This is a genomic window from Sorangium sp. So ce1335 (assembly GCF_051521615.1).
GTDB lineage: Bacteria > Myxococcota_A > Polyangia > Polyangiales > Polyangiaceae > Sorangium.
In genome coordinates, this window is record NZ_CP150363.1 from 6,002,073 (window position 1) to 6,026,455 (window position 24,383).

Annotated in this window: 13 protein-coding genes and 2 pseudogenes; 9 read left to right on the plus strand and 6 right to left on the minus strand. The window is 71.5% G+C overall.

All coding sequences use genetic code 11. From position 1 onward, the window contains the following. Positions 1–177 precede the first annotated feature (177 nt). From WMF24_RS22170 to WMF24_RS22200, 7 genes are all read left to right on the plus strand, one after another. The gene (locus WMF24_RS22170) at positions 178–972 is read left to right on the plus strand and encodes an SAM-dependent methyltransferase (protein ID WP_437738427.1); all 795 of its coding nucleotides are present in this window, start codon (positions 178–180) and stop codon (positions 970–972) included. A gap of 12 nt (positions 973–984) precedes the next feature. After that, a complete protein-coding gene (locus WMF24_RS22175) occupies positions 985–2,094 on the plus strand; it encodes a tetratricopeptide repeat protein (RefSeq protein ID WP_437738428.1) in 1,110 nt (369 codons plus the stop codon). Positions 2,095–2,123: 29 nt separating this feature from the next. Beyond that, the gene (locus tag WMF24_RS22180) at positions 2,124–2,414 is read left to right on the plus strand and encodes a hypothetical protein (protein ID WP_437738429.1); all 291 of its coding nucleotides are present in this window, start codon (positions 2,124–2,126) and stop codon (positions 2,412–2,414) included. Positions 2,415–2,556: 142 nt separating this feature from the next. Then, positions 2,557–3,657 carry a tetratricopeptide repeat protein gene (locus tag WMF24_RS22185; RefSeq protein ID WP_437738430.1) on the plus strand — a complete coding sequence of 367 codons (1,101 nt, stop codon included), beginning with the start codon at positions 2,557–2,559 and terminating at the stop codon, positions 3,655–3,657. 11 nt (positions 3,658–3,668) lie between these two features. Continuing rightward, on the plus strand, positions 3,669–3,959 hold the full coding sequence (locus WMF24_RS22190; protein ID WP_437738431.1) for a hypothetical protein: 291 nt from the start codon (positions 3,669–3,671) through the stop codon (positions 3,957–3,959). Positions 3,960–3,998: 39 nt separating this feature from the next. Next, complete coding sequence (locus WMF24_RS22195) at positions 3,999–9,359, plus strand: trifunctional serine/threonine-protein kinase/ATP-binding protein/sensor histidine kinase (protein WP_437738432.1); 5,361 nt, start codon at positions 3,999–4,001, stop codon at positions 9,357–9,359. A gap of 165 nt (positions 9,360–9,524) precedes the next feature. Then, positions 9,525–11,504 (plus strand): protein kinase domain-containing protein, encoded by a 1,980-nt coding sequence (locus tag WMF24_RS22200; protein ID WP_437738433.1) that lies wholly within the window; start codon positions 9,525–9,527, stop codon positions 11,502–11,504. On the opposite strand, the gene WMF24_RS22205 is transcribed toward WMF24_RS22200, so the two are convergent. From WMF24_RS22205 to WMF24_RS22230, 6 genes and pseudogenes are all read right to left on the minus strand, one after another. Beyond that, positions 11,447–13,006 carry a complex I subunit 4 family protein gene (locus WMF24_RS22205; protein ID WP_437738434.1) on the minus strand — a complete coding sequence of 520 codons (1,560 nt, stop codon included), beginning with the start codon at positions 13,004–13,006 and terminating at the stop codon, positions 11,447–11,449. The genes WMF24_RS22200 and WMF24_RS22205 overlap by 58 nt on opposite strands. Then, complete coding sequence (locus WMF24_RS22210; protein WP_437738435.1) at positions 13,003–14,421, minus strand: proton-conducting transporter transmembrane domain-containing protein; 1,419 nt, start codon at positions 14,419–14,421, stop codon at positions 13,003–13,005. Before WMF24_RS22210 ends, WMF24_RS22205 begins: the two co-directional genes overlap by 4 nt. After that, positions 14,411–17,467: a YbcC family protein gene (locus tag WMF24_RS22215; RefSeq protein ID WP_437738436.1), complete on the minus strand. Its 3,057-nt coding sequence runs from the start codon at positions 17,465–17,467 to the stop codon at positions 14,411–14,413. Before WMF24_RS22215 ends, WMF24_RS22210 begins: the two co-directional genes overlap by 11 nt. Positions 17,468–17,562: 95 nt before the next feature. Further along, positions 17,563–19,218, minus strand: coding sequence for a SulP family inorganic anion transporter (locus WMF24_RS22220; RefSeq protein ID WP_437738437.1), 1,656 nt, complete (start codon positions 19,216–19,218; stop codon positions 17,563–17,565). Between the two features lie 281 nt (positions 19,219–19,499). Continuing rightward, positions 19,500–20,228 (minus strand): annotated as a pseudogene (locus WMF24_RS22225) (TrkA C-terminal domain-containing protein); the annotation flags it as partial. Between the two features lie 79 nt (positions 20,229–20,307). Beyond that, a pseudogene (locus tag WMF24_RS22230) lies at positions 20,308–20,586 on the minus strand (aspartate:alanine exchanger family transporter); the annotation flags it as partial. 244 nt (positions 20,587–20,830) lie between these two features. Here WMF24_RS22230 and WMF24_RS22235 point away from each other — a divergent pair. Together WMF24_RS22235 and WMF24_RS22240 are read left to right on the plus strand one after the other, a co-directional pair. Further along, positions 20,831–21,025 (plus strand): hypothetical protein, encoded by a 195-nt coding sequence (locus WMF24_RS22235; protein ID WP_437738438.1) that lies wholly within the window; start codon positions 20,831–20,833, stop codon positions 21,023–21,025. Between the two features lie 547 nt (positions 21,026–21,572). Continuing rightward, positions 21,573–24,275 (plus strand): protein kinase domain-containing protein, encoded by a 2,703-nt coding sequence (locus WMF24_RS22240; protein WP_437738439.1) that lies wholly within the window; start codon positions 21,573–21,575, stop codon positions 24,273–24,275. Positions 24,276–24,383 lie beyond the last annotated feature (108 nt).

Here is a 24,383-nt window from a genome sequence, read left to right on the forward strand (position 1 = left end):
CGCGGCGCCCGCGTGACGCGTGGCCAACGCTCGTTCGATTGATCCGGGAGCGACGCCACGTTAAGGGAAACATGGAGCCATGGGGGCCGGGGGAACGGCGATGGATCGCCCCTGCGGCCGACGCGTGGACGCCGGCACGGGGCAGAGCGCATGTCAACCAGTGGATCTCTCGTCGTCGTGGGAATCGGCATCCAGTGGGCCGGCCAGACGACCCTCGCGGCCCAGCGCGCCATCCAGCGCGCGGATCGCGTGCTCTTCGCGGTCGCCGACCCGTGGGCCGCGCGCTGGGTGCGCAGCCTGAACCCGGCGGCCGAGTCGCTGCCCTACGGGGAGGGCAAGACGCCGCGACGGTCGATCTACGCGGAGATGGTCGCGCGTATCCTCGCCGAGGTGCGCAAGGGGCTCAAGGTCTGCGCTGTGTTCTACGGGCACCCGGGCGTGCTCGCGAGCGCGGCGCACGAGGCGGTCCGGCAGGCGCGCGACGAGGGGTTCTCGGCCCGGATGCTGCCCGGAGTCTCGTCCATCGACTGCCTCTTCGCCGATCTCGGGCTGGATCCTGGCCGCGACGGGCTCCAGCTCTTCGAGGCGACCGATTTCCTCATCCGGGGGCGGGAGGTCGACGCCCGGACGCCGCTCGTGCTCTGCCAGATCGGCGGCGTCGGCAACGCGGGCGTCTTCGACCCGTCGGACGCCGCGCGCATCCGCCGCGGGCTCGAGGCCCTCGCCGAGCGCCTGTGCCAGACCTACCCGGCCGCGCACGAGGCGGTGATCTACGAGGCGGCCACGCACCCGCTGGCCTCGCCGCGGCTGGACCGGGTGGCGCTCTCGGCGCTCGCCGCGGCGCCGGTGGACGACATCTCGACGCTGTACGTGCCGCCGGTCACACGGGCGGCCGTCGACCCCGAGGTGCTGGAGCGCATCGGCTGGGACGGCGGCGCTGCCCCGGGTGTGGATCCACCGCTCGTGCACTGACGAGGCGATCTCATGGCAGATGAAGGCGAAGACAAGAAAGAGAAGCGCAAGCAAAGCAAGAGCCTCGCCCAGGAGGGCGAGGTGCGCCGCAAGAACGGCCAGTACACCGACGCGATCCGGCTGTTCACCGGGGCGCTCGAGATCGACGGCGAGTACGCATGGGCCTACGCCCACCGGGGCGCCGCCCGTGCGGCGCTCGACGACTGGGAGCCCTGCTGCGAGGACTTCAAGAAGGCGGTGGAGCTGAAGCCCGACTACGGATGGGCGTACGCGCGCTGGGGGGAAGCCCATCGGATGCATGCGAGCTACAGGCTCGGCAGGGCCGACACGCCCCCGGACTGGCGCGAGCAGCACGCGCTCATCGATCGCGGGATCGAGCTCCTCGAGCGAGCCGCCGAGCTGTCGCCGGAGGACGCCTGGACCTTCGCCCACCGGGGCGCGGCGTACACGTACAAGTACTGGCTCGAGGTGATGCCCAGGCTGCTGCCGGCCCTGGAGCTGGACAAGGGCCCCGCGCCGGCGCCGGAGGCGCGGAGCTCCAGGGGCAGCGACGCGGCCGCGCGCGCGCTTCAGGACCTCGACAAGGCCCGTGAGCTGAATCCACGGTACGCGTGGGTCTGCGCGTTCAAGGCATGCGTCCTCGCCCTCATCGCGCGCGAGCAGCCCGACATGACGCCCGGGCTCCTCGAGGCGCGCGACTGCATGCTGAGCGCGCTCACGCTCGACGTCGACAAGCGGCTGCCGATCCACGCCGCCGCCGCAAAGCTCCTGAGCTGCGCCGGGACTTTCCGTGAATCCGTCGCCTCGGCGCTCCGCGCTGTGGAGAAGAGTCCGTCGGATGTCTTCTCGCGTTACTTCATCGCTGTCGGGCTGAAGCACCTGAATGACCCCCTCGCCCCGGTGGTCATCGAGCACACCCGGAAGGCGCTCGAGTCGGCAAGGAGCGAAATCGACACGATGCTTCGCGGCCTGGACGTACTCGAAGGCCGGGAGGGCGGCAGGTCCATCGTGAGCATGCGGAACAACCTGTCCGTCGAGGCCATCGCGCTCGTGGCCTTCGATCCCACGTGGAGCGATCTCCGCACGAAACCGCTCTCGCCGCTCCAACGTCGAGAGCCCTGACCCGGAACGACTGGATCATTGGAGGACTCATGGATCATCTCTTCAACCTGCTCACGGAGCTGAGCATCGACCCCTTCAAGCAGGCCGCGCAGGTGGCTGATCGGCAGGCTGATCTGCTCACCGACGAGGAGCGGGCCGCCCTGGAACAGCCGGGTTCGCCCGAGGTGCAGACAGCGATCGCGGGCGGCGCGTGGACCCGATGCGCGTTCATCCTCGATCCCGGCCCTGACCCGGAAGAGAGCGACGATCCCGACCCGACCGACCTCCGGGGCCAGAGCCCCCACGCCCTCCAGGCAGACCGGCACCACGCGGCGCGGTGATCCGACCGCAACGAAGCCCGGCTCGGTCGCGCGCGGGGGCAGCGGCGCGCGCTGGCCAGAGCGAGATGCGGGAGCGCATCGGCTGGAACGGCCGCGCCGGCGCCGGGGTGGATTCAACGCTTGTGCAGTGATGAGGGAGCTCATGACAGATAAAGAACGCACGAAGCTCAAGAGCCTCGCCCAGCAAGGCGAGGTGCACCGCAGGAACGGCGAGCACACCGCGGCGATCCAGTGCTTCACCGACGCGCTCGCGATCGACGGCGAGTACGCGTGGGCTTACGCTCACCGGGGCGCTGCCCGCGCAGCCATCGACGACTGGAACCACTGCTGCGAGGATTTCGAGACCGCGTTAAAATTACAACCAGGATACGGTTGGGCCGTCGGGCACTGGGCGGAGGCCTTCAGGACCCACGCGATCTACAACATGTCCGGGCAGAGCTGGGGCGAGCAGCACAGCCTCGTGGACAGATCGATCGAGCTCTTCGATACGGCGATCACGCTCTCGCCGGGGAGCGCCTGGACCTTCGCCCACCGCGGCGCAGCGTACACGTTCAAATACTGGCTCGACACGATGCCGAAGCTCGCGCCGAGGCTCAACCTGAGCGCCGCGCACGCGGCGCCGAGCACGACGAAGATCGGCAAGGACACCGCGGAGCGGGCGAGGGAGAGCTTCGACAGGGCGTGCGAGATCAACCGGCGTTACGCCTGGGCGCACGCCTTCAAGGCGATCCTCCTCGGCCTCGTCGCCGGCGCGAAGCAGGGGACACCGAAGGATTTCGAAGAGGCGCGCACTACCTTGCTCCAGGCGCTCCTGCTCGACGTCAACCAGCGGCTCGTGCTCGATCGCCCGCTCGCGACGCTCCTGCACAGCGCCGGACACTTCGAGCAGTCTGTCGCTGTCGGGACGTCCGGCCTTCAGAAGGATCCAGAGGATTTCGTCTCCCGCTACCTCGTCGCCGTCGGGCTCAAGCGGCTGGGCGACCCGCACGCGCCGGCGCTCATTCAGCAGACCCGAAGGGTGCTCGAGTTTGCCAGGTCCGAGATCCAGGTGATGCTCCTCGGGCTCGATCTGCTCGACAAGCCTGGCAGTGAAGGCGCGGCGCTCGAGACGCTGTCGCGCGAGCGCCTGTCCGTCGAGGCCATCGCGCTCGTCGCCTTCGACCCCACGTGGAGCGCTGTCCGCGCGCTGTCCCCGCAGGCCGGCGACAGCACGACAGGCCCCGCCAAGCCCATCAAGGATTGAGAGGAGGACTCATGGATCGTCTTTTCAAGCTGCTCACCGAGCTGAGCGTCGACCCCTTCGCGCACGCCGCGTTCACGGCCGGCGGGCCGGACACGGCGCTCACGAACGAGGAGCGCGCCGCGATCGCGCGATCGCGCTCGCCCGACGCGCAGGCCGAGATCGCGGGCGGGGCGTGGAGCCGATGCGCCTGGATCGGTGACCCCGGCCCCGACCCCGACGAGGATCCCGACCCCCCGGGCCGAAAGGCGCAGGGGTCTCCGGCCGGATCCCGCCTCCCCGGCGGCGGTCGCGCGCGGCTCTGAGCAGGGAGAGGGTCGCCCAACCCGTCGTGGTGGAGAAGGATGATGGACATCTGCGGCTGTGAGATCATCGAGCGGCTCCGGGAGGGCGCCCGCTCGACCGCCTACCGTGCGAGGCGGCGTTCGGACGGGCTCCCTCTGGTGCTCAAGGTCCTGAAGGAGCAGAATCCGTCGCAGGCGCAGATCGCGTCGCTCCGCCACGAGCACGCGATCCTGAGCGACCTCGCGGACGTGGAGGGCGTGGTGCGCAGCCACGGCGTCGAGGAGGACGGCGGGCGATATGCCCTCCTGATCGAGGACTTCGGCGGCAGCTCGCTCAAGGCGATGAACGCCGCCGGGACGCTCTCGCTCGAGCGGACCCTCGCGCTGGCCATCGACGTCGTGGGTGTCCTCGAGGCGATCCACCAGCGCCGCGTCGTCCACCGCGATCTCAACCTCTCCAACATCGTGATGAACCCGGCCGACGGGCGGGTGAAGGTGATCGATTTCGGCCTCGCCTCGGCGCTCCCGCAGGAGTCGACGTCGTTCACGAGCCCCGGAGGCCTCAAAGGCACGCTGGCGTACATGTCCCCGGAGCAGACCGGCCGGATGAACCGGTCTGTCGACTACCGGACAGACTACTACTCGCTCGGGGTGAGCCTTCACGAGCTGCTCACCGGCCGCCTCCCCTTCACGGCGGATGACGTGCTCGAGCTGGTGCACGCGCACATCGCGCGGCAGCCTCCTTCGCCGCGGGCGTCGAACCCGGCGGTCCCCGAGGTCCTCGCGCAGATCGTGCTCAAGCTGATGGCGAAGAGCGCCGACGATCGCTACCAGTCCGCGCGCGGCATCCGCGCCGACCTCGCGGGCTGCCTCGAGGGGCTCCGCCAGCACGGCGCTGTCGCCTCGTTCCCGATCGGGCGACACGACCGCTCCGAGCGGTTCCACCTGCCGCAGAAGCTGTACGGCCGTGACGCCGAGGTCCAGGCGCTCATGTCGGCGTTCGAGCGGGTCGAGGACGGCGCGGTGCTCGTGCTCGTGTCCGGCTACTCCGGCGTCGGGAAATCAGCGCTCATCCACGAGGTGTACCGCCCGCTCACCGCGCGGCGCGGCGCCTTCATCGCGGGCAAGTTCGACCAGTACCGCGACGACGCGCCGCACGCCGCGCTGGCGCAGGCCCTCCACGCGCTGGTCGAGCAGCTCCTCACCGAGAGCGAGGAGCGCCTCGCGGCGTTCCGCGCGCGGGTCCGCGAGGCGCTGGGGGCAGGAGCGCGGGTGCTCATCGACGCGTGCCCGAGCCTCGAGCTCGTGCTCGGGCCGCAGCCCGAGGTACCGGTGCTGCCGCCCACCGAGGCGCGCCAGCGCTTCAACCAGACCGTGCGCGATCTGGTCGCGGCCATCGCCACGCCGGAGCACCCGCTCTGCATCTTCTTCGACGATCTCCAGTGGGCCAACCTCGACGCCTTGAAGCTGCTGGAGGAGCTGTTCAACGCCGCGCAGGATCTGCCGCTCTTCTTGATCGGCTCCTACCGGGACAACGAGGTCACCGACGTCCATCCCCTCTCGCTGACCGTCCGGGAGATCGCGGCGCGCGGAGCGCGCGTCGAGCGGATCTCGCTCGCGCCGCTCGGGCTCGACCACATGAGAGAGATGGTCGGCGACGCGCTAGGCATCTCGCCCGAGGAGGCCGCCCCGCTCGCCGATCTCCTGCTCTCGCGCACCGCGGGCAATCCGTTCTTCGTTCGCGCGTTCCTGACCTCGCTGTACGCCGATGGGCTGATCGAGCGCAGCGCCGACGGCTTCCGGTGGGACCTGGACCGCATCCGGCAGCGCGGGATCACCGACAACGTCGTCGAGCTCATGGTGGCCCGGGTGCGGAAGCTCTCGCCGGCGGCGCAGGACCTGCTCAGGGTGGCGGGTTGCCTCGGCGGCATGTTCGATCTCGGCACGCTCGCGATCGCGGCGGCGCGGCCGGTGGCGGAGGTCGGGCGCGACCTGTGGAGCGCGGCCGCAGAGGGGCTCTTGATCCCGATGGATCAGGTCAGCTCCGCCGTGCAGATGGCGGCGGCGGGGCCAGGCCTCCGCTGTCGGTTCGCGCACGACCGCATCCAGCAGGCCGTCGTCTCGATGCTCGACGAAGCGGCGGGGCCGCGCCTTCGCCGGGACGTCGGCAGGAGGCTCCTCGGGCGATCGAGCACGGAGGAGCCGGCGGGCCGGCTGTTCGACATCGTGGGGCTGCTCAACCAGGGGCGGGGGGCGATCGAGCAGCGCGAGGAGATCATCGATCTCGCGCGCCTCAACCTGCAGGCGGCGCGGAGGGCGCTGGAAGCCGGCGCCGGGCAGCAGGCGCAGATCTACGGTCAGGCGGGCATCGCGCTCCTCGGCGCCGAGGACTGGACCGCGCACTACGAGCTCGCCCGCGACATCCACCTCGCCGCGGCCGAGGCCGCGTTCTCGCAGGGCGACTTCGAGGCGACCCAGACGCTGTGCGAGGTCGTCCGGCCGAGGGCCGAGAGCGCACTTGATGAGGTGAAGCTCCTCGATCTGGAGGGACACGCCCTCTATTCGCAGCAGCGGCTCGCCGACGCGATGCGGGTTTACCTCGAGGCGCTCGGGCGGCTCGGCGTCGAGATGCCGGAGAGCGCGGCTCCCGAGGACGTCGAGCGGGAGCTCGCCCTCACGTCGGAGGCGCTCGGCGACCGGCCGGTCGAGGAGCTCGCAGATCTTCCGGAGTGCAGCGATCCGGCAGACCGGGCGAGGATGGCGCTCCTCAGCCATGTGATCAACATCGCCGTGATCACCGGGACGCGCTTGCTCTCGATCGCGGTCTGCAGGCTCGTCCGGACGTCGCTGCGCTGCGGGGGCGCGCCGCAATCACCCTTCGGGTATGCCTACTACGGCTTCCTCCTCCTCTCCCGAGACGAGCTCGATCGGGCCTACCGCTTCGGCCGGCTGGCGCTGCGACTCGCAGATCGGTTGAGCGACAAGGGGTCTCGCGCGCACACGTATCTCTATAGCGGCTTCATGGTCATTCACGTGAAGACGCCGCTCCACGAGCTCGCGCCGCTGTTCTCGGACGCCTATCGCTTCGCGCTGGAGGCCGGCACGCCGTTCCAGGCCGCCAACGCGGGCGTGACGGTCTGCATGACAAGGCTGCTCGCAGGCGTCGACCTCGGGACTCTCGCCGCCGACATGGAGCAGTACGCGCACGGGATCGCGAAGCTCCGCCAGACCATGGTCCTCGGCTGGATGCAGATCTACCAGCAGACCGTGCATAACCTGCGCGGCAAGACCTCCGATCAGGTCGTGCTCGCCGGCCCCATGTACGTCGAGGCCGAGCGGGTCCCCCAGCAGCGCGCCGCCGGCGACATGGGGGCGATGTTCAACTACCATTTCTGCAAGACGCTGCTCTGCTATGTGTTCGGCGAGCACGAGCAGGCCGCGGCGACCGCGGAGGCTGCCGCGCCCTACGCCGCCATGGTCGAGAGGTCGACGTCGGCCCCCCCGTGGGCCCTCCTCGAGTCGCTCGCCCACCTCGCGGTGTACGACCACGCCGACGAGCCCGCGCGCGAGCGCACCTTCGCGCTCGTGGAGCGGAACATCGCCAAGCTCGAGGCGTGGCGCGAGCACTGCCCGGCCACCTACGAGCACAAGCTGCTCCTCCTCCGCGCCGAGCGCGCGCGCGTTCTCGGCCAGGACGACGCGGCCCGCGACGCCTTCGAGCGCGGCGCGGCGCTCGCGGAGCGGAGCGGCTACCAGCACGAGGCGGCCCTCGCCCACGAGCTCGCCGGGCGCTTCTACCTCGCGCGGGGCGACCAGAAGCTCGCGCGGCAGCACCTGCGCGACGCGCACGAGGGATACCTGCGCTGGGGCGCGGTCGCCAAGGCCAAGGCGCTGGAGAAGCAGCACCCGGGGCTCGTGCCGCACGTCGCCTCCGGCATCCTCGCGGCGTCGAAGTTCTCGGAGACGGCCGGCCGCGAGCTCGACTTCAACGTCCTCGACCTGATCAGCGTCCTCAACGCCTCGCAGGACCTCTCGCGCGAGATCGAGCTCGACCGCCTCCTCGCGCGGCTGATGCAGATCCTCCTGGAGACGAGCGGCGCCGAGGCCGGGTACCTGCTCCTCGAGCAGGGCGGCCAGTGGGTTGTGGAGGGCGAGAAGGCCGTCGACGAGGACGCCAAGGTCCTCCAGTCGATCCCGATCGCCGATCTCGTTCCCCGGGGGCGCCGGGGCCTGCCCACATCGATCGTGTATTACGTCGCCCGCACGCAGGAGAGCGTCGTGCTCGACGACGCCGCGGCGAGCCCCCGCTTCGGGCGCGACCCCCACATCGCCGAGCACGCGGTCGGCTCGGTGCTCTGCTTCCCGCTCGGCCGCCCGGGAGGCAGGCGAGGCATCGTCTACCTCGAGAACAGCCTCGTCAAAGGCGCCTTCACCCCGGCCCGCATGCGCATCCTGCAGATGCTGTCGACGCAGGCGGTCATCTCGCTCGAGAACGCCGCTCTTTACAACACCCTGGAGCAGCGGGTCCAGGCGCGCACACGCGAGCTGCAGGCGAAGAACGAGGAGCTCGCGACCACGTTGAAGCGCCTGCGCGAGGCCCAGGACCGCATGATCGTGCAAGACCGGCTCGCCTCGCTCGGCTCGCTCACCGCCGGCATCGCCCACGAGCTCCGGAATCCGCTCAACTTCGTCAACAACTTCGCCGATCTCTCGGTCCGCCTCATCGACGAGATCGGCGGCGACATATCGACCCTGGCCCGGGGGCTCGACGACGGCCGCGAAGAGTACCTCACCGAGGCGCTCGGCGATCTGACGAGCAACGTGAAGAAGATCGGCGACCACGGCCGGCGCATGGAGGGCATCATCCGCTCGATGCTCGACCACTCGCGGGGCGAGCGCGGGGAGCGCCAGGAGGTCGACTTCAACACGCTCGTGTCGACGTACGTCAGCATCGGTTACCACGGCGCCCGCGCGCGCGCCTCGTCGGCCGAGATCGCGATCGACCTGGATCTCTCCCCCTCCGTCGGCCAGGTGAGCCTCGTACCGCAGGAGATCAGCCGCGTCGTCGTCAACCTCGTCGACAACGCCTGCTACGCCGTGCGCCGGAGGAAGGAGGCGCGCGAACACGGGCCCTCACCCCGTATCCGGGTCACGACACGCGATCTCGGCGAACGTGTCGAGCTCCGCGTTCATGACAACGGCGTCGGCATCCCGGCGGCGATCCGGGACAAGATCATGAACCCCTTCTTCACGACCAAGCCGCCCGGCGAGGGCACGGGGCTCGGGCTCTCGATCTGTCATAACATCGTCGTCGAGGGCAACGGGGGCTCGCTGACCTTCGAGACGGAAGATGGCGAGTTCACCGAGTTCATCGTGACGCTCCCGAAGCACCTGCCCGGCCCGGAGCCCGGCGCCGCGTAGGCGCCCTTGTCGAGCCGCCGCGCGGCCTCTACAGCGAGCATCCCACGCTCGTCACCGCCCGGGAACGAGCGTGAGATGGATGATGTTCGATGTGGTGCAGAGCGCGCCGAGGAGCGCGCGGCTCCATTGACTCCCGTGCTCCACGGCTGTAGCATGACGCCCGCCATGGCAGAACCCATCATCGCCGGGAAGTACATGCTGATACGGCATATCGGCGGTGGCGGGATGGGGCAGATCTGGGAGACGGAGGATCTGCGCCTTCAGCGGCGTGTCGCGCTCAAGCTGATGAGCGCCGAACACGTGGAGTCGCCGGAGTCGTGCGCCCGCTTCGATCGCGAGGCCAAGGCGATAGCGCAGCTCCGCAATCAGCACGTCGTGCACATCTACGATTACGGGATCGATCACGGCGTCGACGAGGAGCGGCCCTACATCGCGATGGAGCTGCTCGAGGGCGAGGATCTCCAGCGCCGGCTCGACCGCGTGAAGCGGCTCCCGCTCACGGCGGTCGCGTCGATCGTGACGCAGGCGGCGCGGGGCCTCGCGGCCGCGCACGCCGCGGGCATCGTGCACCGCGACCTGAAGCCCGGCAACGTGTTCCTCGCCAGGACCGAGGCCGATGAGGTCGTGAAGCTCCTCGACTTCGGCGTGGTGACCATGCTGTCGAGGACCGATGATCTCCGCCTCACCGGCGGTGGCGGCCTCATCGGCACGCCGACGTACATGAGCCCTGAGCAGATGCGCGGATCCATCGTGGATCACCGGAGCGACCTCTGGTCGCTCGGCGTCCTCGCCTACTGCGCGCTCACCGGCGAGCTGCCGTTCACCGGGCAGACGCTCGGCAGGCTTGTCGTCGGCATCTGCACGGAGCCCTTCCCTCCCCCGTCGAGCCTCGTCCCCGGCCTCTCGCCCGAGTTCGACCGGTTCTTCGAGCGCGCGCTGGCCAAGGACCCGGCCCAGCGCTTCCGGTCGGCGCGCGAGATGGCCGCCGCGTTCTCCGCGATGGCCGCCGGCAACGAGCGGCGCCCGGCCAAGATCCTCATCGCCGACGACGAGCCCGACGTCTCCGCCCTCATCAAGCAGTGCTTTCGCCGCCAGATCCGCGAGGGGATCTACAGCTTCGTCTTCGCCGAGGACGGCGAGAGCGCCCTCGCCGCGCTGCGCAACCACCCCGACACGGATGTCGTCCTCACCGACATCAACATGCCTCGCATGGATGGTCTCACGCTGCTCCCCCACATCGGCGACGTGACCCCGCACGCCCGGGCGGTGGTCGTGTCCGCCTACGGCGACATGCAGAACATCCGCGCCGCGATGAACCGGGGCGCGTTCGATTTCCTGGTGAAGCCGATCGACTTCAAGGACCTCGAGCTCACGATCGAGAAGACGCTGAAGCAGGTGCGCGAGCTGCGCGACAACAGCCGCTCGAGCCGGGAGAACGACCTCCTGCGCACGTTCGCGAGCCCGCTCGCCGTCGAGCGGCTCCGCAGCCCCGACGGCTTCGGGGCGTGCGAGGTCGCGGAGGGCACCGTCGCCTTCCTCGATCTCGCCGGCTTCCACGACGCGGCCCAGGGCAAGCGCTCGGAGGAGGCGGTGCGGATGCTGAACGCGAACCTGGATGTCATCGCGCTCGAGCTCTCGATGCGGGGCGGGCTGATCGACAGGTTCCTCGGCGACTGCGTCATGGCGCTCTTCCGGGGCACCGATCACGCCGCGAGCGCGCTCGACGCCTGCCTTGTCGTGCGCGCGCAGCTCGAGACGCTGGCGCGCCGCGCCGGAGAGCCGTCGGCCTTCGTCCCCGCCATCTCCATCGGCGTGGCGACCGGCGAGATCATCATCGCCGAGGTCGGCTCGAGGTCGTGCCGCCGGCTCGACTGCACGGTGCTCGGCGAGGTCGTGAGCGTCGCCGCCCAGCTACAGGCCGCGGCCGAGCGGAACCAGATCCTCGTGAGCGGAGCTGTCCAGGCGAAGGCCGCCGGCTTCCAGTGCGCGCCGCGCGGGCAGCGCCCCTTCGTGGGCGCCAGGGGGCCCGTGCAGGTCTTCGAGGTCCTCGGCCGCACGCCCCCGGCGCAGGGGTCCGTCGGGGCCGCTCAGGGCGATGTCGCCACGCTCGAGATCCGCTCCAGCCGGGCGACGTCGCCCTCCTGAGCGCAGCGACCATCGCAGCCGGCCGCGCCCCCCGCGCCGTGGCTCACGCTGGCGAGGACCCGCTCGACCACCGGCGCGTGCAGCGCGAGCAGCCGCGACGGCGCGACGCCGAGGGTCACGGTCAGCGCGAGCAGCGACAGCAGCGCCGCGCGCTCGCGGAACAGGAGCGGCTCGACCCCGGCGGCGCCCCTCGCGCCGCGCGGGAGCGGGCCGAGGAAGGTGCGCTTGAACGCGCGGAACATCGTGATCCCGTTGAGCGCCGTCGCGCCCAGCATCAGCACCGAGAGCACGGGGTGGACGTGCAGGATCCCGTGCAGGAGCAGATCCTCGCCGATGAACGTCAGCGCCCCCGGGAGCCCGATCGTCGCGTACGCGAGCAGGAGGAAGAACGCGGCCATCCGCGGCGTCTTCGCCACGAGGCCGCCGAGCTCCCTCACGTCCGCGGTGCCCGTCCGCGCCTCGATCGCCCAGACGACCATCGTCACCCCGGTGACCGCGATCGACAGGGCGAAGCTCTGGAGCAGCGCGCCGCTGAGGCTCTGCGGGTTCATCGACGCGATCCCGAGGAGCACGAGCCCCTTCTGGCTCGCCACGAGGTACCCGATCATCCGGCGGAGATCGGTCTGCGTGAGCGCGAGGATGGCGCCGTGCAGGGCGCTGAAGAGCCCCAGCGCGGCGAGGATCGGCATGTCCTCGGCGCAGCTCTGCGGCAGGAGCGGCACCACCACGCGCACGAGCACGCAGACGCCGACCTGCATCTCCGCGAGCAGCACGGTCACCCCGAGCGGCCCGCGCTCGAGCAGCACCGGCAGCCAGCCGTGGAACGGCACGGCGGCCATGCGCATCAGCACCGAGATGCCGATGAGCGCGAACAGCGGCGACTGCCACGCCTCCGGGACGCCCGCGCGGGCGACCTCCTGGATGTCGAACGGCAGCGCCGCGCCGCGCCGCGCGGCGAGCGCGGCGATGACGCCGAGCGCCAGGACGAGCGGCGCCGTGCCGCCGATGAGGAAGATGCGGTAGGTGCGCCGGAGCAGCCGATCGTCCGCGCCCCTCCGCGCGATGAGGACCGCGCCCGGCAGGAACGCGGCGACCCACGCCACGGCGAGCACCACGAGGTCCGCGGCGCAGTAGACGCCGAGGATGGCGCTCCCGGTGGCGAGCACCGCCGCGAGGCTCCGCCGATCGAGCGCGGCGCGCGGACCCGCGGCGATCAGGGCGAGCAGCATGGCGCCGAGCAGCGGGAGCAGGGAGACGGTGAAGCCGTTGAGGACGAGGCGGGGGCGCGCGCCGAGGAGCGGCACGGCGGGGCCGATCGCGTCGACCGCGGCGCCGCCGGCCGCGTGGAACAGCGCGAGCGCGGCGAGCGAGAGCCCCAGGGTGAGCGCCGCGCCGGCGAGGGCCACGCGTCGCGCGGCGGCGTCGCTGCGCGCGAAGGAGACCGAGAGCGCGGCGAGCGCGGGCGCGAGGATCGTCGCCGAGAGGATCAGGAACATGCTCATGACCGCGCCCCCTTCGTCTGGGGCGCCGCCGCGCCCGCGCGCTCGCCGGTCGCGCCCGCCTCCGCGGCGCGGCCCTCGTCGCGCTCGGCGAGGCCGCTCAGCGCCGCGACCCAGCGGCGCTCGAAGCCGTCGATCACCTGCCCGAGGCGCATGAGCGGCGCCGCGATGAACCGCTGCTGCAGCACCTCAACCTGGAAGCGATCGAGGGAGGCCCAGTACGCGCGCCGCACGAGCGACGCCGGCAGCACGCGGGCGGCGATCGCGAGGCGCGGCAGCGGCTCGCTTTCGTGCGCGGCCCGGATCTCCTGCGCGTCGCGGAGCGCCGCGGGCGCGCGCAGCATCTGCAGGCACCGGAGGCACGCGTGCGCGAAGAGGTGCACGAGCGCGAGCCGGTAGTACCCGAGCCCGATCTCCACGAACATGATCCCGACCTGCGACATCGTCGCGTACGCGAGCGCGCTCTTCACGTCGGCCTGCACCCGGCCCACCAGCGTCCCGTAGGCGGCCGTGAGCGCCCCGACGCAGGCCACCACCGCGCTCGCCGCGGGCGAGCGCTCGAGCACGGGGGCCGCGCGCAGCATCAGGTACACGCCCGCGTGGATCGAGATCGCGCCGTAGAAGAGCGCGCTCGAGGGCGTCGGCCCCTCCATCGCCCGCGGCAGCCAGGTCCCGACGGGGAACTGCGCGCTCTTGCCCATCGCGGCGAAGAACAGGCACAGCGCGAGCGCCGTGGCCCCGGAGGCGCCGATCGCGGCGGCGGACCCGGGCCACGGCGCGCCGCCGAACACCTCGCCGAAGTTGGCGGAGCCGGCGAGCGAGTGCATGAGCACCGCGCCGACCAGCAGCCCCACGTCGCAGAGCCGGTAGGTGACGTAGACGCGCAGCGCCGCCCGCGCCGGCGCCGCGCGCTCGTGGAAGAACGCCACGAGCAGCACGCTCGTCGCGCCGACGAGCTCCCAGCCGACGAAGAGCAGGTCCATGCTCCCCGCGGACACGAGCGCCAGCATGCCCGCCGAGAACAGGGCGAGGAGCAGGAAGAACCGCGCGAACCCCGGCTCGCGGTGCAGGTACGCGACCGAGAACCTGCCGGTGATGAGCGCGATCAGCGAGACGAGCACCATCATCGTCGTCGACAGCCGGTCGACGAGCAGGACGATGTCGAACGCGTAGCCCGGGATCTCGAACCAGTGCCCGAGCGCCACCGAGAGGAAGGTGTAGGGCGCCACGACGGCCGAGCCCCACGCGACGAGCGAGGCGACGAGCGAGACCGAGAGCGCCGACAGCACGACGCCGGACACGACGCGCTCGCTCGGCGTGCGCAGGAGGAGCAGGTAGGCGCCGAGCGCCGCGAACGCGACCGCCGGCGAGAGCACGGCGACCGCGGCGAGCTTGCCGAGGAGGACGTCAGGCAGCATGGAAAGAGACCTCCGTGAGCGACCGTGGGAGCGCGGCGCGGACGATGGCGGGCGGGATGAAGCTGCGCTTGCCCGCGTACCAGTCGACGGACCGCGGGACGGCGGGCAGCGGGTGCTCCGGCGGCGTGAACGGCGCGAAGGCGCCGCGGGTGAAGCGCTCGATCCGGCCCGTCGCCGGGTCGACGCAGACGAGCTGGATCCAGCCGTTGGCGACGAGCTCGCGGAGCGCCGGCTGCCGCGCGCAGATCGCCGAGGCCGTCGCCGCGCTCGCCTCCACGACGGTGAGCATGCGCACCGGCTCGTGGATCTCGATCATCTGCTTCGGCAGGCCGGTGCGCAGATCGCTGAGCGAGCCGTCCATGACCCCGAGCAGCGAGGCGAGGTTGTGCGGCAGCTTGGTCCCGGCGCCGTAGCGGAGGTTGTCGACGCGGGAGAAGTAGTACTCGAGGTTGATCCCCGCCCCGACAGGACCCGCGGAGAGCAGGACGCGCTCGAGGATCGCCCCGGTCGGGTCCTGGGTCGGGTCGTACGAGACGAGGAACGCCCGGCGGTCGAGGAACATCCCGTAGGTGAGCTCGCGGCGGCCGATCACGCAGACGGCGTTCGTCGCGTGCCCGAGCTCGGGCCGGGCCTCGCTGAGGTCCACGGCGCGCGCCTCGACGTGCGCGAGCGCCTGCTCGGGGCTCAGGCGCTCCGGCGCCGACGCGAAGCGGCGGCAGCGCTCGTGCGCGTGCCGCTTGCGCGCCTCGCCGAGGGCCTGCTTCAGCGCCTCGATCTCGCCGCGGTGCGACGCGGGCGCGAGGTGCTCGTCGTAGAAGACGATCTCCTCCGTCGTCGTGTTGTTCATCCCGCCGAGGAAGAAGGTCCCCTCCGGGATGTCGATGCCGCGGCCGCGGAGCAGCGCGCGCACCTCCCGGTCGTTGGCCATGGCGGCGAACAGCCGCGCGTTCGGCCCGCCGTGCCGCCCGCCGCACGCGCCGCAGTCGTACGCGGACTGGTGCGGGTTGTTCACGCTGGACGCGCCGTGGCCGAGCATCGCGACGACCGGCGCGAAGCGGCGGGTGAGCCCCATGATCTCGAGCGTCGCGGCCACCCTCGCGGCCTTCTCGGCGGCCGTGAAGGGCGCCCCTCCGCTGCCCGCCGGGGCCCCCTCCTCGTGCGGGCTGTGGAGGTGGGTCGGCACCGCCGGCAGGAGGCGGCGCTCGAGGGCGCGGCGCAGCCGCGCGAACGCCCTCGGGAACAGGACGCGCCCGACGAGCGGGATCGTGGAGAGCAGCCCGAGGGTCGGCGTGAGCAGGAGGCCGCGCGAGAGGGTCCGGGTCCCGTGCCCGAGCGTGTGGACGAAGCGCGCCCACCGCCTGCGGCGCGCCTTCCGGAGATGGAAAGGGCCCTCCTCGCGGGGCCGCTCGACGATCTCGTGCGCGGGCTCCACGCCGACGGGGCAGAGGCTCACGTGGCCGGCGTCGTCGAGCCCGCGGAACCGGATCGGCACGCCGAAGAACCCGGCGATGCCGAAGGTCTCGTGCCGCGGGGAGAGCTCCTCGAAGTGCCTCCGGAGGCCCTCGCAGCGGTCGTCGATGCACAGCGCGATCTGGAACCGAGGGTCCAGGACCGCGCGCTCGTACGCCGGGCGGCGCAGGTTCGCCGCGATGCCGTGCAGCACCTCGACCCGGTGGTGGTGCTCGTACGCCTCGTGCAGGAGGCGCCGCCGCGTCGTCTCATCGAACGCCTCGAGCACCTCCAGCGCCCAGACGCGATCGGCCTGCGGGAGCGCCTCCACCTCGGCGACCGACAGCCCCGCGAGCTGCGCGAGCTGGAACAGGAGGAACGGCCGATCGCTGTCGGGCGAGCGCGGCGGCGGCCCTGCGCGCCTCGCGGCGAGCCGGGCGTGCTCGACGAGCCCCGCGAGGGGCCCCTCGAACCCGAGCCGCCGGCGCGCCACGTCGCGCAGCGCGTACCGGGCGAGGGTCAGGCGCACCGCGAGGTACTCGAGCAGCGACGCGGGCGGCGCGCCGTGCGGCCGGTCGCTCGGCGTGTGCTCGAGCCGGTGGACCATGCCGGCCCAGCCCGGCAGCTCGAGCAGGACGCGCGTCACGTAACCTTCCCAGCCGTCCTCCGCGACGCCGAGCTCGCGCAGGGCGCCGGTGACGATGGCCGCGGGCGACGCGTCCGCCCCCATCCGGCGAAGCTCCGCGTCGAGCCCGGCGAGGTGCGCGCCGGCCGGCCTCGCGCCCTCCAGCACGAGGCTGCGGAACGCGCGGAAGAGCCCCTGCGCGCGGTCCGGCATCACCCAGTGCGCGACGCCCTCGTCCAGGTAGGCGCCGAGGAGCCGGAGGAAGAGCGGGTTGATGAGCTCGGCCGGATCTTCCCCCGTGAGCGCGAGCAGCAGATCGCGGTGGGATCGATCGACGCCCACGCGGTCGGCGAGCGGCACCTCGGCGGACGGCGCCGGCGGCAGCGGCGCGCGGCGGCACGCGTCCCAGAGCGCGAGCGCGGCGCGCACCTCCAGGTCGTAGCCGCCCTCGGCGACGAGGCGCGCGGCGGCCTCGGGGCGCTCGACGAGCCATCGCGCCGTGCCGACGAGGATCCGGCGGCGCGGCTCGGACGGGAGGTCGGGCCTCAGCCCGCGCGTCTCCCCCGCCTCGGCGATGCGCCACCGGAGCCCCGCCTCGGTGGCGGTCTCGATGGGAAAGTGCAGCGCGAGGCGCTCGATCTCGTTGCGTGACAGCGGGCCGCGGCGCTCGTCGGGCCGCTCGGCGAAGCGCTCGGCGAGCGCCGCCTCGACGTCCTGATCGCCGATCCGGCCCGACGCGATGTGCGCGCGGTACTCCGCCTCGGCGAGGTACGGCTCTGCCTCGAACAGCGCGCTCGCCGCGGCGAGCGCGTCGTGGAACGGCAGGTGCTGGAACGCGTGCAGCGTGTTGTGGTGGACGAACACGCCGATGGGACCTTGCGATGGCAGGAGGTGACCGGCGTGCTGGAGGACGGCGCGCAGGCGCTCTTCTGGAGCTTCACCTGCGCTGGACTTCGAACTTGGTTCGTTCATGTCAATCGTACGTCTCCTGAGAGTATCGCTAAAAAAAGCACGGCGCGCACGTGCAGCTTTTGCGTACCTCGCGCACGCCGTGCGGGCTCAGCGGCTCACTGGATCACCGCGCGCGCGAAGGTCACCTTCTTCCGCGCGGAGAGCGGGTGCGACGACATCGGGCCATGGTCGTCGAGGCCCGACAGCGAGAGCGCCCGCCCCTCGCGCTCGAGCAGCGCCTTGAGGTGGTGCAGGTTGGCCATCACCGTGTGATCGACCAGGCGGGTAGCGGCGAAGTCGATCTCGATGGCAGGGACGTCCCGGTGCCGCGCGAGCCTCCGCTTGATCGAGAGGTAATTGCTGAAGACGGCGGCCTGCTTGACGCGCAGCACGAGCCGTCCGCCCTCGACGTGCTCCTCGATCTCGGGCCGGAAGAGGCTGCGGAGCGGCGCCCCGTGGAGCACGTGGATGAACATCTCCACGGCGATCCCGGCCACGACGCCCACGAGCAGATCGGTCGCGATGGTGATCGCGGCGGTGGCGACGAAGACAACGAGCTGCTCCTTGCCGATGCGGAACGTCTTCACGAACTCCGTGGGAGACGCGAGGCGGATCCCCGTGAAGGTGAGCATCGCGGCGAGCGCGGCGAGCGGGATGCGGTGGATGAGCCCCGGCGCGAACGCGACGAACAGCAGGAGGAAGGCGCCGTGGAAGAAGTTCGAGAGCCGGCTCCTCGCGCCGTAGCCGATGTTGGCGGAGCTGCGGACGATCTCCGAGATCATGGGCAGCCCCCCGAGCAGGCCCGCGACGAGGTTGCCGGCGCCGGTGGCGAGCAGATCCCTGTCGAGGTCGGGGCGGCGCTTCTCGGGATCGAGGGAGCTGACGGCCTTCGTGGACAGCAGCGACTCGATGCTTCCCACGAGGGAGAACATCAGGACATACTTCAGGGACGCGGGCGTGGCGACCTGGCTGAAGTCCGGAAAGGCGATGGCCTGCGCCAGGTTCCCCGGCAGGGTGACGAGGAACTTCGGCCCGATCGTGTAGACCGAGTCCGTCACCGACAGCGTGTACGTGTGCTCGTGCTCGAGGTCGAAGACGAACGCGAGCGGTATCGAGGCCGCGAGCACGAGGAGCGGCGCCGGGATCTTCTGCGTCCACCGCGTCCTCCTGGCCACCGCCGGATAGCCGAACAGGAGGACGAGCGACAGGACGCCTATGAGGGCGATCTCGGGGTTCAGCCGCAGGACGCTCGCCGGGATCTCCAGGAGCAGGTGGAGCGGCTCCCTGGATGCCGGGGTGACGCCGAGGAGCGTGTGGACCTGCTTCGAGCAGATGATGATCCCGATGGCCGCGAGCATGCCGTGCACCACCGAGGACGGGAAGAAGTCGCCGAGGGCGCCGGCGCGCGCGAGCGCGAAGGCGATCTGCACCGCGGCGGCGACGACGATGCAGGCGAGCGCGCGGCGGTAGCCTGTCGCGTTGTCCCCGCCGCCGAGCTCCTGCACCGCGCCGAGCGCGATGACGATGAGCCCCGCGGCTGGGCCCTTGATGGTGAGGGGCGCGCTGCCGAGCCAGGTGGCGATGACGCCGCCGACGACGGCGGTGAGCACACCTGCGATGGGGGGGAATCCGCTCGCCATGGCGATGCCGAGGGAGAGCGGGAGAGCGATCAAGAAGACGAGGAACCCTGAGACGATATCGGACTTCCACGTCGATGGAGCCGGCGCTGTCGGTGCTGGCTCTGGTGGGTCCGGGATGTTTGGCATGGGCATGGCAGTAGTCGTTCTTCGGCAGGATGTGAGTCCCGCCACCTCCGCCCGACCGCTAGGAGACCGAGTGACGGCTTTCCAGTCCCTGGCTCACACAATGTTTCAAAAAGTTTTCGTGAACATCGACGCTGGATTATTCCACCGTGCGCGCATGGACGAGCAGCCCGCGCGCTGACCGACCGCGGGACCCGCCTCGTGTCCTTCGATGTCCGACCGGTACGGCGCGGCGCCGGTCCGAGGCCGATCGCGCGTCGCGGATTTCACCGCGCTGGCGGGCCGCCTCGTCAGAGCAGCCGAACGAGGAGCTGCGCCGCCACGATCTTGACGAGCGTCGCCACCGGGTAGACGGACGCGTACCCCGTGTTCGGCGCGTCGCTGCGCGCCTGCTCCAGGCTGAAGGCGAGCACCGCCGGCTGCGTCTGGATGCCGGCGAGCATCCCGGTGAGGGTCCCCATCGGGATCCGGAGCAGCCGGTGGCCGACGATCAGCGTCCCCAGCGCGACGACGGCGGTGATCGCCGCGCCGCTCCCGATCAGCGCCGCCGCGCCGCCTTGCTGGAGCGTGCGCGCGAACGAGTAGCCCGATCGGGTGCCGACGCCGGCCAGGAACATCACGACGCCGAGCTGCCGCAGCGTGAGGTTGGCGCTGAACGGCAGCGTCCACACGAGCGGCCCCGTTCGCCCCACCCTTCCGAGCACGAGGCCCGCGAGGAGCGGCCCGCCCGCGAACCCGAGCTTGATCGGCGCGCCGCCCGGCAGCGGGATGGGCGCTGCGCCGAGCAGCAGGCCGAGCGCGATCCCGAGGCTGAACGTGATCACGTCGATCTCCGAGATCGCCTTGAACGAGTCGCCGAGGTAGCGCGCGACGGCCTCCATGCGCTCGCGCGGCGCGACGACGCGCACGCGGTCGCCGAGCTCGAGCTCTGTCCGGTCGTCGGGCAAGAGGTCCACGTCCCCGCGGCGCACGCGCGTGATGATCGCGCCGAACCGCTCCGGGAGCCTGAGCGCGCGCAGCGGCCACGACGGCGCCGCGCAGCCCGGCGGCGCGCGCGGCGAGCGCCGCGAGCGCGGCGGCCACGAGGAGCGCGCCCGCGGCGAGCCCGGCGTCCCGGAGCCCGCGGCGGCGCAGCGACGCGAAGAAGCCCGGGCCGCTCGTGAGCCCCACCGTGTAGACGAACAGGGCGAGGCCGAAGGCGGGCACGAACTCGGGGAGCTGCAGCGCCGGGTCCGCGGCGCCGGCGCCGAGGCCAACGAACAGCACCGCCGCCACGCCGAGGTGGAAGCCGCCGATCCGCAGGCGCCCGACGAGGAAGCCGACGGCGGAGACGAGGAAGAGGAGCAGGAGCGGGTTGTCCGCGAGGAGGCGAATCATGGGATCGGTCTCCGGGGATGCTCCGGCGCAGCGCCCCGGGGGAACACGCGGGGATACGCGGGGAACACAGGGGAGAACACGCGGCGGGCTCGGGGGACGCCGCGCGGCACGCGGCACGCGGCGCGCGCCGCGCGGCGCGCGCCGCGATGTTGGAGCACCGCGCGCGCGATGAGAACCGAGAACGCCCGCCCGGGCCGGTAGCGACGCCGCGGGGCGCTGCTACGCTGCTCGCCCCGAGCCGCCCATGTCGACAGGCCCCGTTGAACGCGCGCTCTCGTATCACGGGCGCACGAAGCACCACCTCGATCGCGACGCCCGCGCGCTCGGCTACCTCGACTGGAGCACGCAGCCCGGCGGCCCCGTCGAGGACACGCGCCCGATGACGCGCGCTCCCTACGAGCACCTCGAGAGGGCACGGCGCGAGCCCGCCCCCCGGTAGCTCGGATGTCCCTGGAGCCGCGACGCCGGAGCCCGCCCCGCTGGAGAGGGCGGATTCCGTCCAGCCGGTTCAACGCGCGCGGTTCCCTGCGGGTGCTTGCGCCGACGGACGATCTCGGAATGATCCACGTCCAACAGCCCATCAAGGCCCTGCCGTGGACCGCACCACTGCAAAATACCACCACCGCAGCAATCCCCCGCTTCGCTTCCGAATTGATGATGTCAGCGCGCTCCCATCACCACATGACCCCTTTCATGCCGCGACCTGAGCGCTCCGAGCGCAATCAGACGCAACAGACGCAACAGACGCAACAGACGCAACAGACGCAACGGACGCAACGGACGCGTCTGCCGACGCGCCAGCAGGCGCCTCGGGGGGCATGTCAAGAGGTGCGAAAACGGCAGCCGATGCAGCGCATGCGACCACCTGCGGGCGCCCCGCTCGCGCCCGGGTGGGGAGGAGTCGCGGGCGTTGACAGTACCAAGCGCCTTTGTTCTTATGGCCGTTCCACTCCGAGCGGCGCGCGGCTCTGAGGACGGCCGGAACCATGGTGGGCACGGGTCAAGACACCTCGGACGCGGAGCCGACCCGGACGGCGATCATGGGCAAATACCGCCTGATCGCCAAGCTCGGGCGGGGCGGGATGGGGGACGTGTTCCTGGCGATCGCGCGGGGGCCCGGGTCCTTCAACAAGCTCGTCGTCGTCAAGCGCCACCGCGACATGGCCGCGGACGGCGACCGGGTCGTCACCATGTTCCTCGACGAGGCGAAGCTGTCCGCGCGCCTCAACCACCCCAACATCGTCCAGACCTACGAGGTCGGCGTGGACGATGCCGGCTACTTCACCGTGATGGAGTATCTGGAGGGCCAGCCGCTCAACGCGCTCATGCGGGCGGTGTCCCAGGGAGACGCGGGCGCAGAGGCCTTCACGCGCGGCTTCTGGCTCAGGATCGTCGCCGACATGCTCTCGGGCCTCCACCACGCCCATGAGCTCTGCGATTACGACGGCACGCCGCTCGGCATCGTCCACCGCGACGTCTCGCCGCACAACATCTTCGTCACGTACGACGGCGCGGTGAAGCTGCTCGATTTCGGCATCGCCAAGGCGTCGATCAACGCGAACCTCACCGAGACCGGCAAGCTGAAGGGCAAGACGTCGTACATGGCGCCCGAGCAGGCCGTCGACAGCGCGTCGATCGACAGGCGCGCCGACATCTTCGTCGCCGGCATCGTGCTCTGGGAGCTCCTCACGCGCGAGCGGCTGTTCGGGGGCGACGCCGTGAGCGCGCTCTGGAAGCTCGCGGCCCTGGACGAGATCCGGCGGCCCTCGCTCGTCCACCCGGACATCCCGCCGGCGCTCGACGCGATCGTCGCCAGGGCGCTCGATCGCGATCCGGCGAAGCGGTTCGCGACCGCGCAGGAGATGCGCGAGGCGATCGAGGACTACCTGCGCGGCGCGGGCGAGGACGTCCGGACCGACGAGGTCGGCGCCACGATGCGGCGCGTGTTCGCGGAGCGCCGGGCCAGCATGCAGCGGCAGGTCAAGGCGCACCTCGACCGGAGCGAGGCGCCCCAGGACGCGCTCGTGGAGGCCCGCCTCTCCCGGCTCAGCCATATCGAGGCCGCGGACGCGCGGCGCCTCCAGACCCTGAGCACCAGCGAGGAGCTCGGGCAGCCGACCCCGCGCACCGTGTCCGACGCGACCGACCGGAGGTCGACGCTCCGCACCGCCGCCGCGCCGCAACAGCGCAGCTACCTCATCGGCGGGATCGGCGTGGCCGCCCTGATCGCCGCCGTGGCGATCTCCGCGCGCCGCCCCGGCGGCCCGTCGCCCGCGGCCGGCCCCGCGGCGTCCGCGCTCGCCGGGTCCGGCGCGGCCGCGGGCGCGCGCTGCACAGGGGTGCTCCGCGTCCGGATCACGACCGGCGACACGGGGACGGCCACCGACATCGCGCCGCCCTACAGCCACGGGATCTACGACTACCTCCGTCACCTCAACGACAGCCAGGGTGGCCTCCGCGGCTGTCCGATCGACGTCGACATGAAGGACGCGCAGTATGACCCCGCCAGGACGGAGGAGGTCATCGACGCGTGGCGGCGCGAGCCCACGTGGGGCGGGGTCTCCACGCTGTTCATCTTCGGCACCGGGCCGACGACGCGCGTCGCGCCGAAGCTCACGAACGAGAGGAAGCTCATCATCCCCGGCTCGTACGCCGGCTCGCTCGCCACGCCGGTGCCGATCTCGGCGAACGTGCAGTACGACGAGTTCAACGCCCTCGGCCAGAGCGTCGTCGCGACCGAGCACAAGACGAGCCCGGGTTATCCCTACATCTTCTTCCCGGCCACGGACTACTCGACAGCGATCCGCATCGGGATCAAGGCGGCCTGGAAGATCGCGCCCGGGCGCATCGCGATGGTGCACGAGACCTTCGACAGGTGCCTTTACTGCGTCGATCCGCTCGCGGCGGGCAAATCGTATGTCGCGCAGCTCCCTGGCATGCTGCTCGGGGAAGACCTCATCGTGCCGCAGACATCGTCCCTCGAGGACGAGGGGCTCATCGTCGACGCGGTGACCCGCTACGTGCAGCGGGAGATCGACAAGAAGAGGGCCAATCCGTCCTACGTCCCCACGAGCTGGTTCTGGGTCGGCAACAGCGTCGTCTCCTCGTCCTTCGTCGGCAAGGGCGCCGCCGCGGCGCAGAAGCTCATCGATCGCGCGTTCCCGGAGCCGGGGAAGAGCCGCTGGCAGCTGCGCGTGATGGCGAACAACTGGGGAATCGGCGAGAGGACGCTGGAGATCTGCGGGGCCGACTGCGCCGGCATCTTCTATGGCCTGTTCCCCGTGCCCGTCTACGGCGACACGCAGCACTCGAGCGGGATGGCGGAGATGCTGCGGATCCACCGGGCGTACCGGGAGAAGGACGGCCACTCGCTCGACCGGTACCAGGACCAGTTCTACGTCCAGGGCCACGCGGCGGCGCTCATGTGGCGCGCGGCCGTCGAGCGGGCCATCGACGCCGGCCACGAGAGCCCGACGGGCGAGGACCTGAAGGCGGCGCTCGAGAGCTTCCAGAACGTGGTGCTCGACGGGATGACGGCCGGGCCCATCTCGTTCAGCCCGACCGACCATCGACCTCAGGCGAACGAGTCCGTTTACGTGATCAACGCCGGGGCGGACGCCGGCGGCGTCGCGTTCCGGTTCGTCGATCACTATTCGATCAAGCTCGATCCGAAGTGGCTCGGCTACTGAGCCGCGCCGGCGGCGCGCGAGATCGGCAGAGACCGCCGTGAGACGGGGCGCCGCGCCGGCGCCGCCGCGCTCAGCGGCACGCCCGGAGTGTGCGAAGATGCCCGCGGG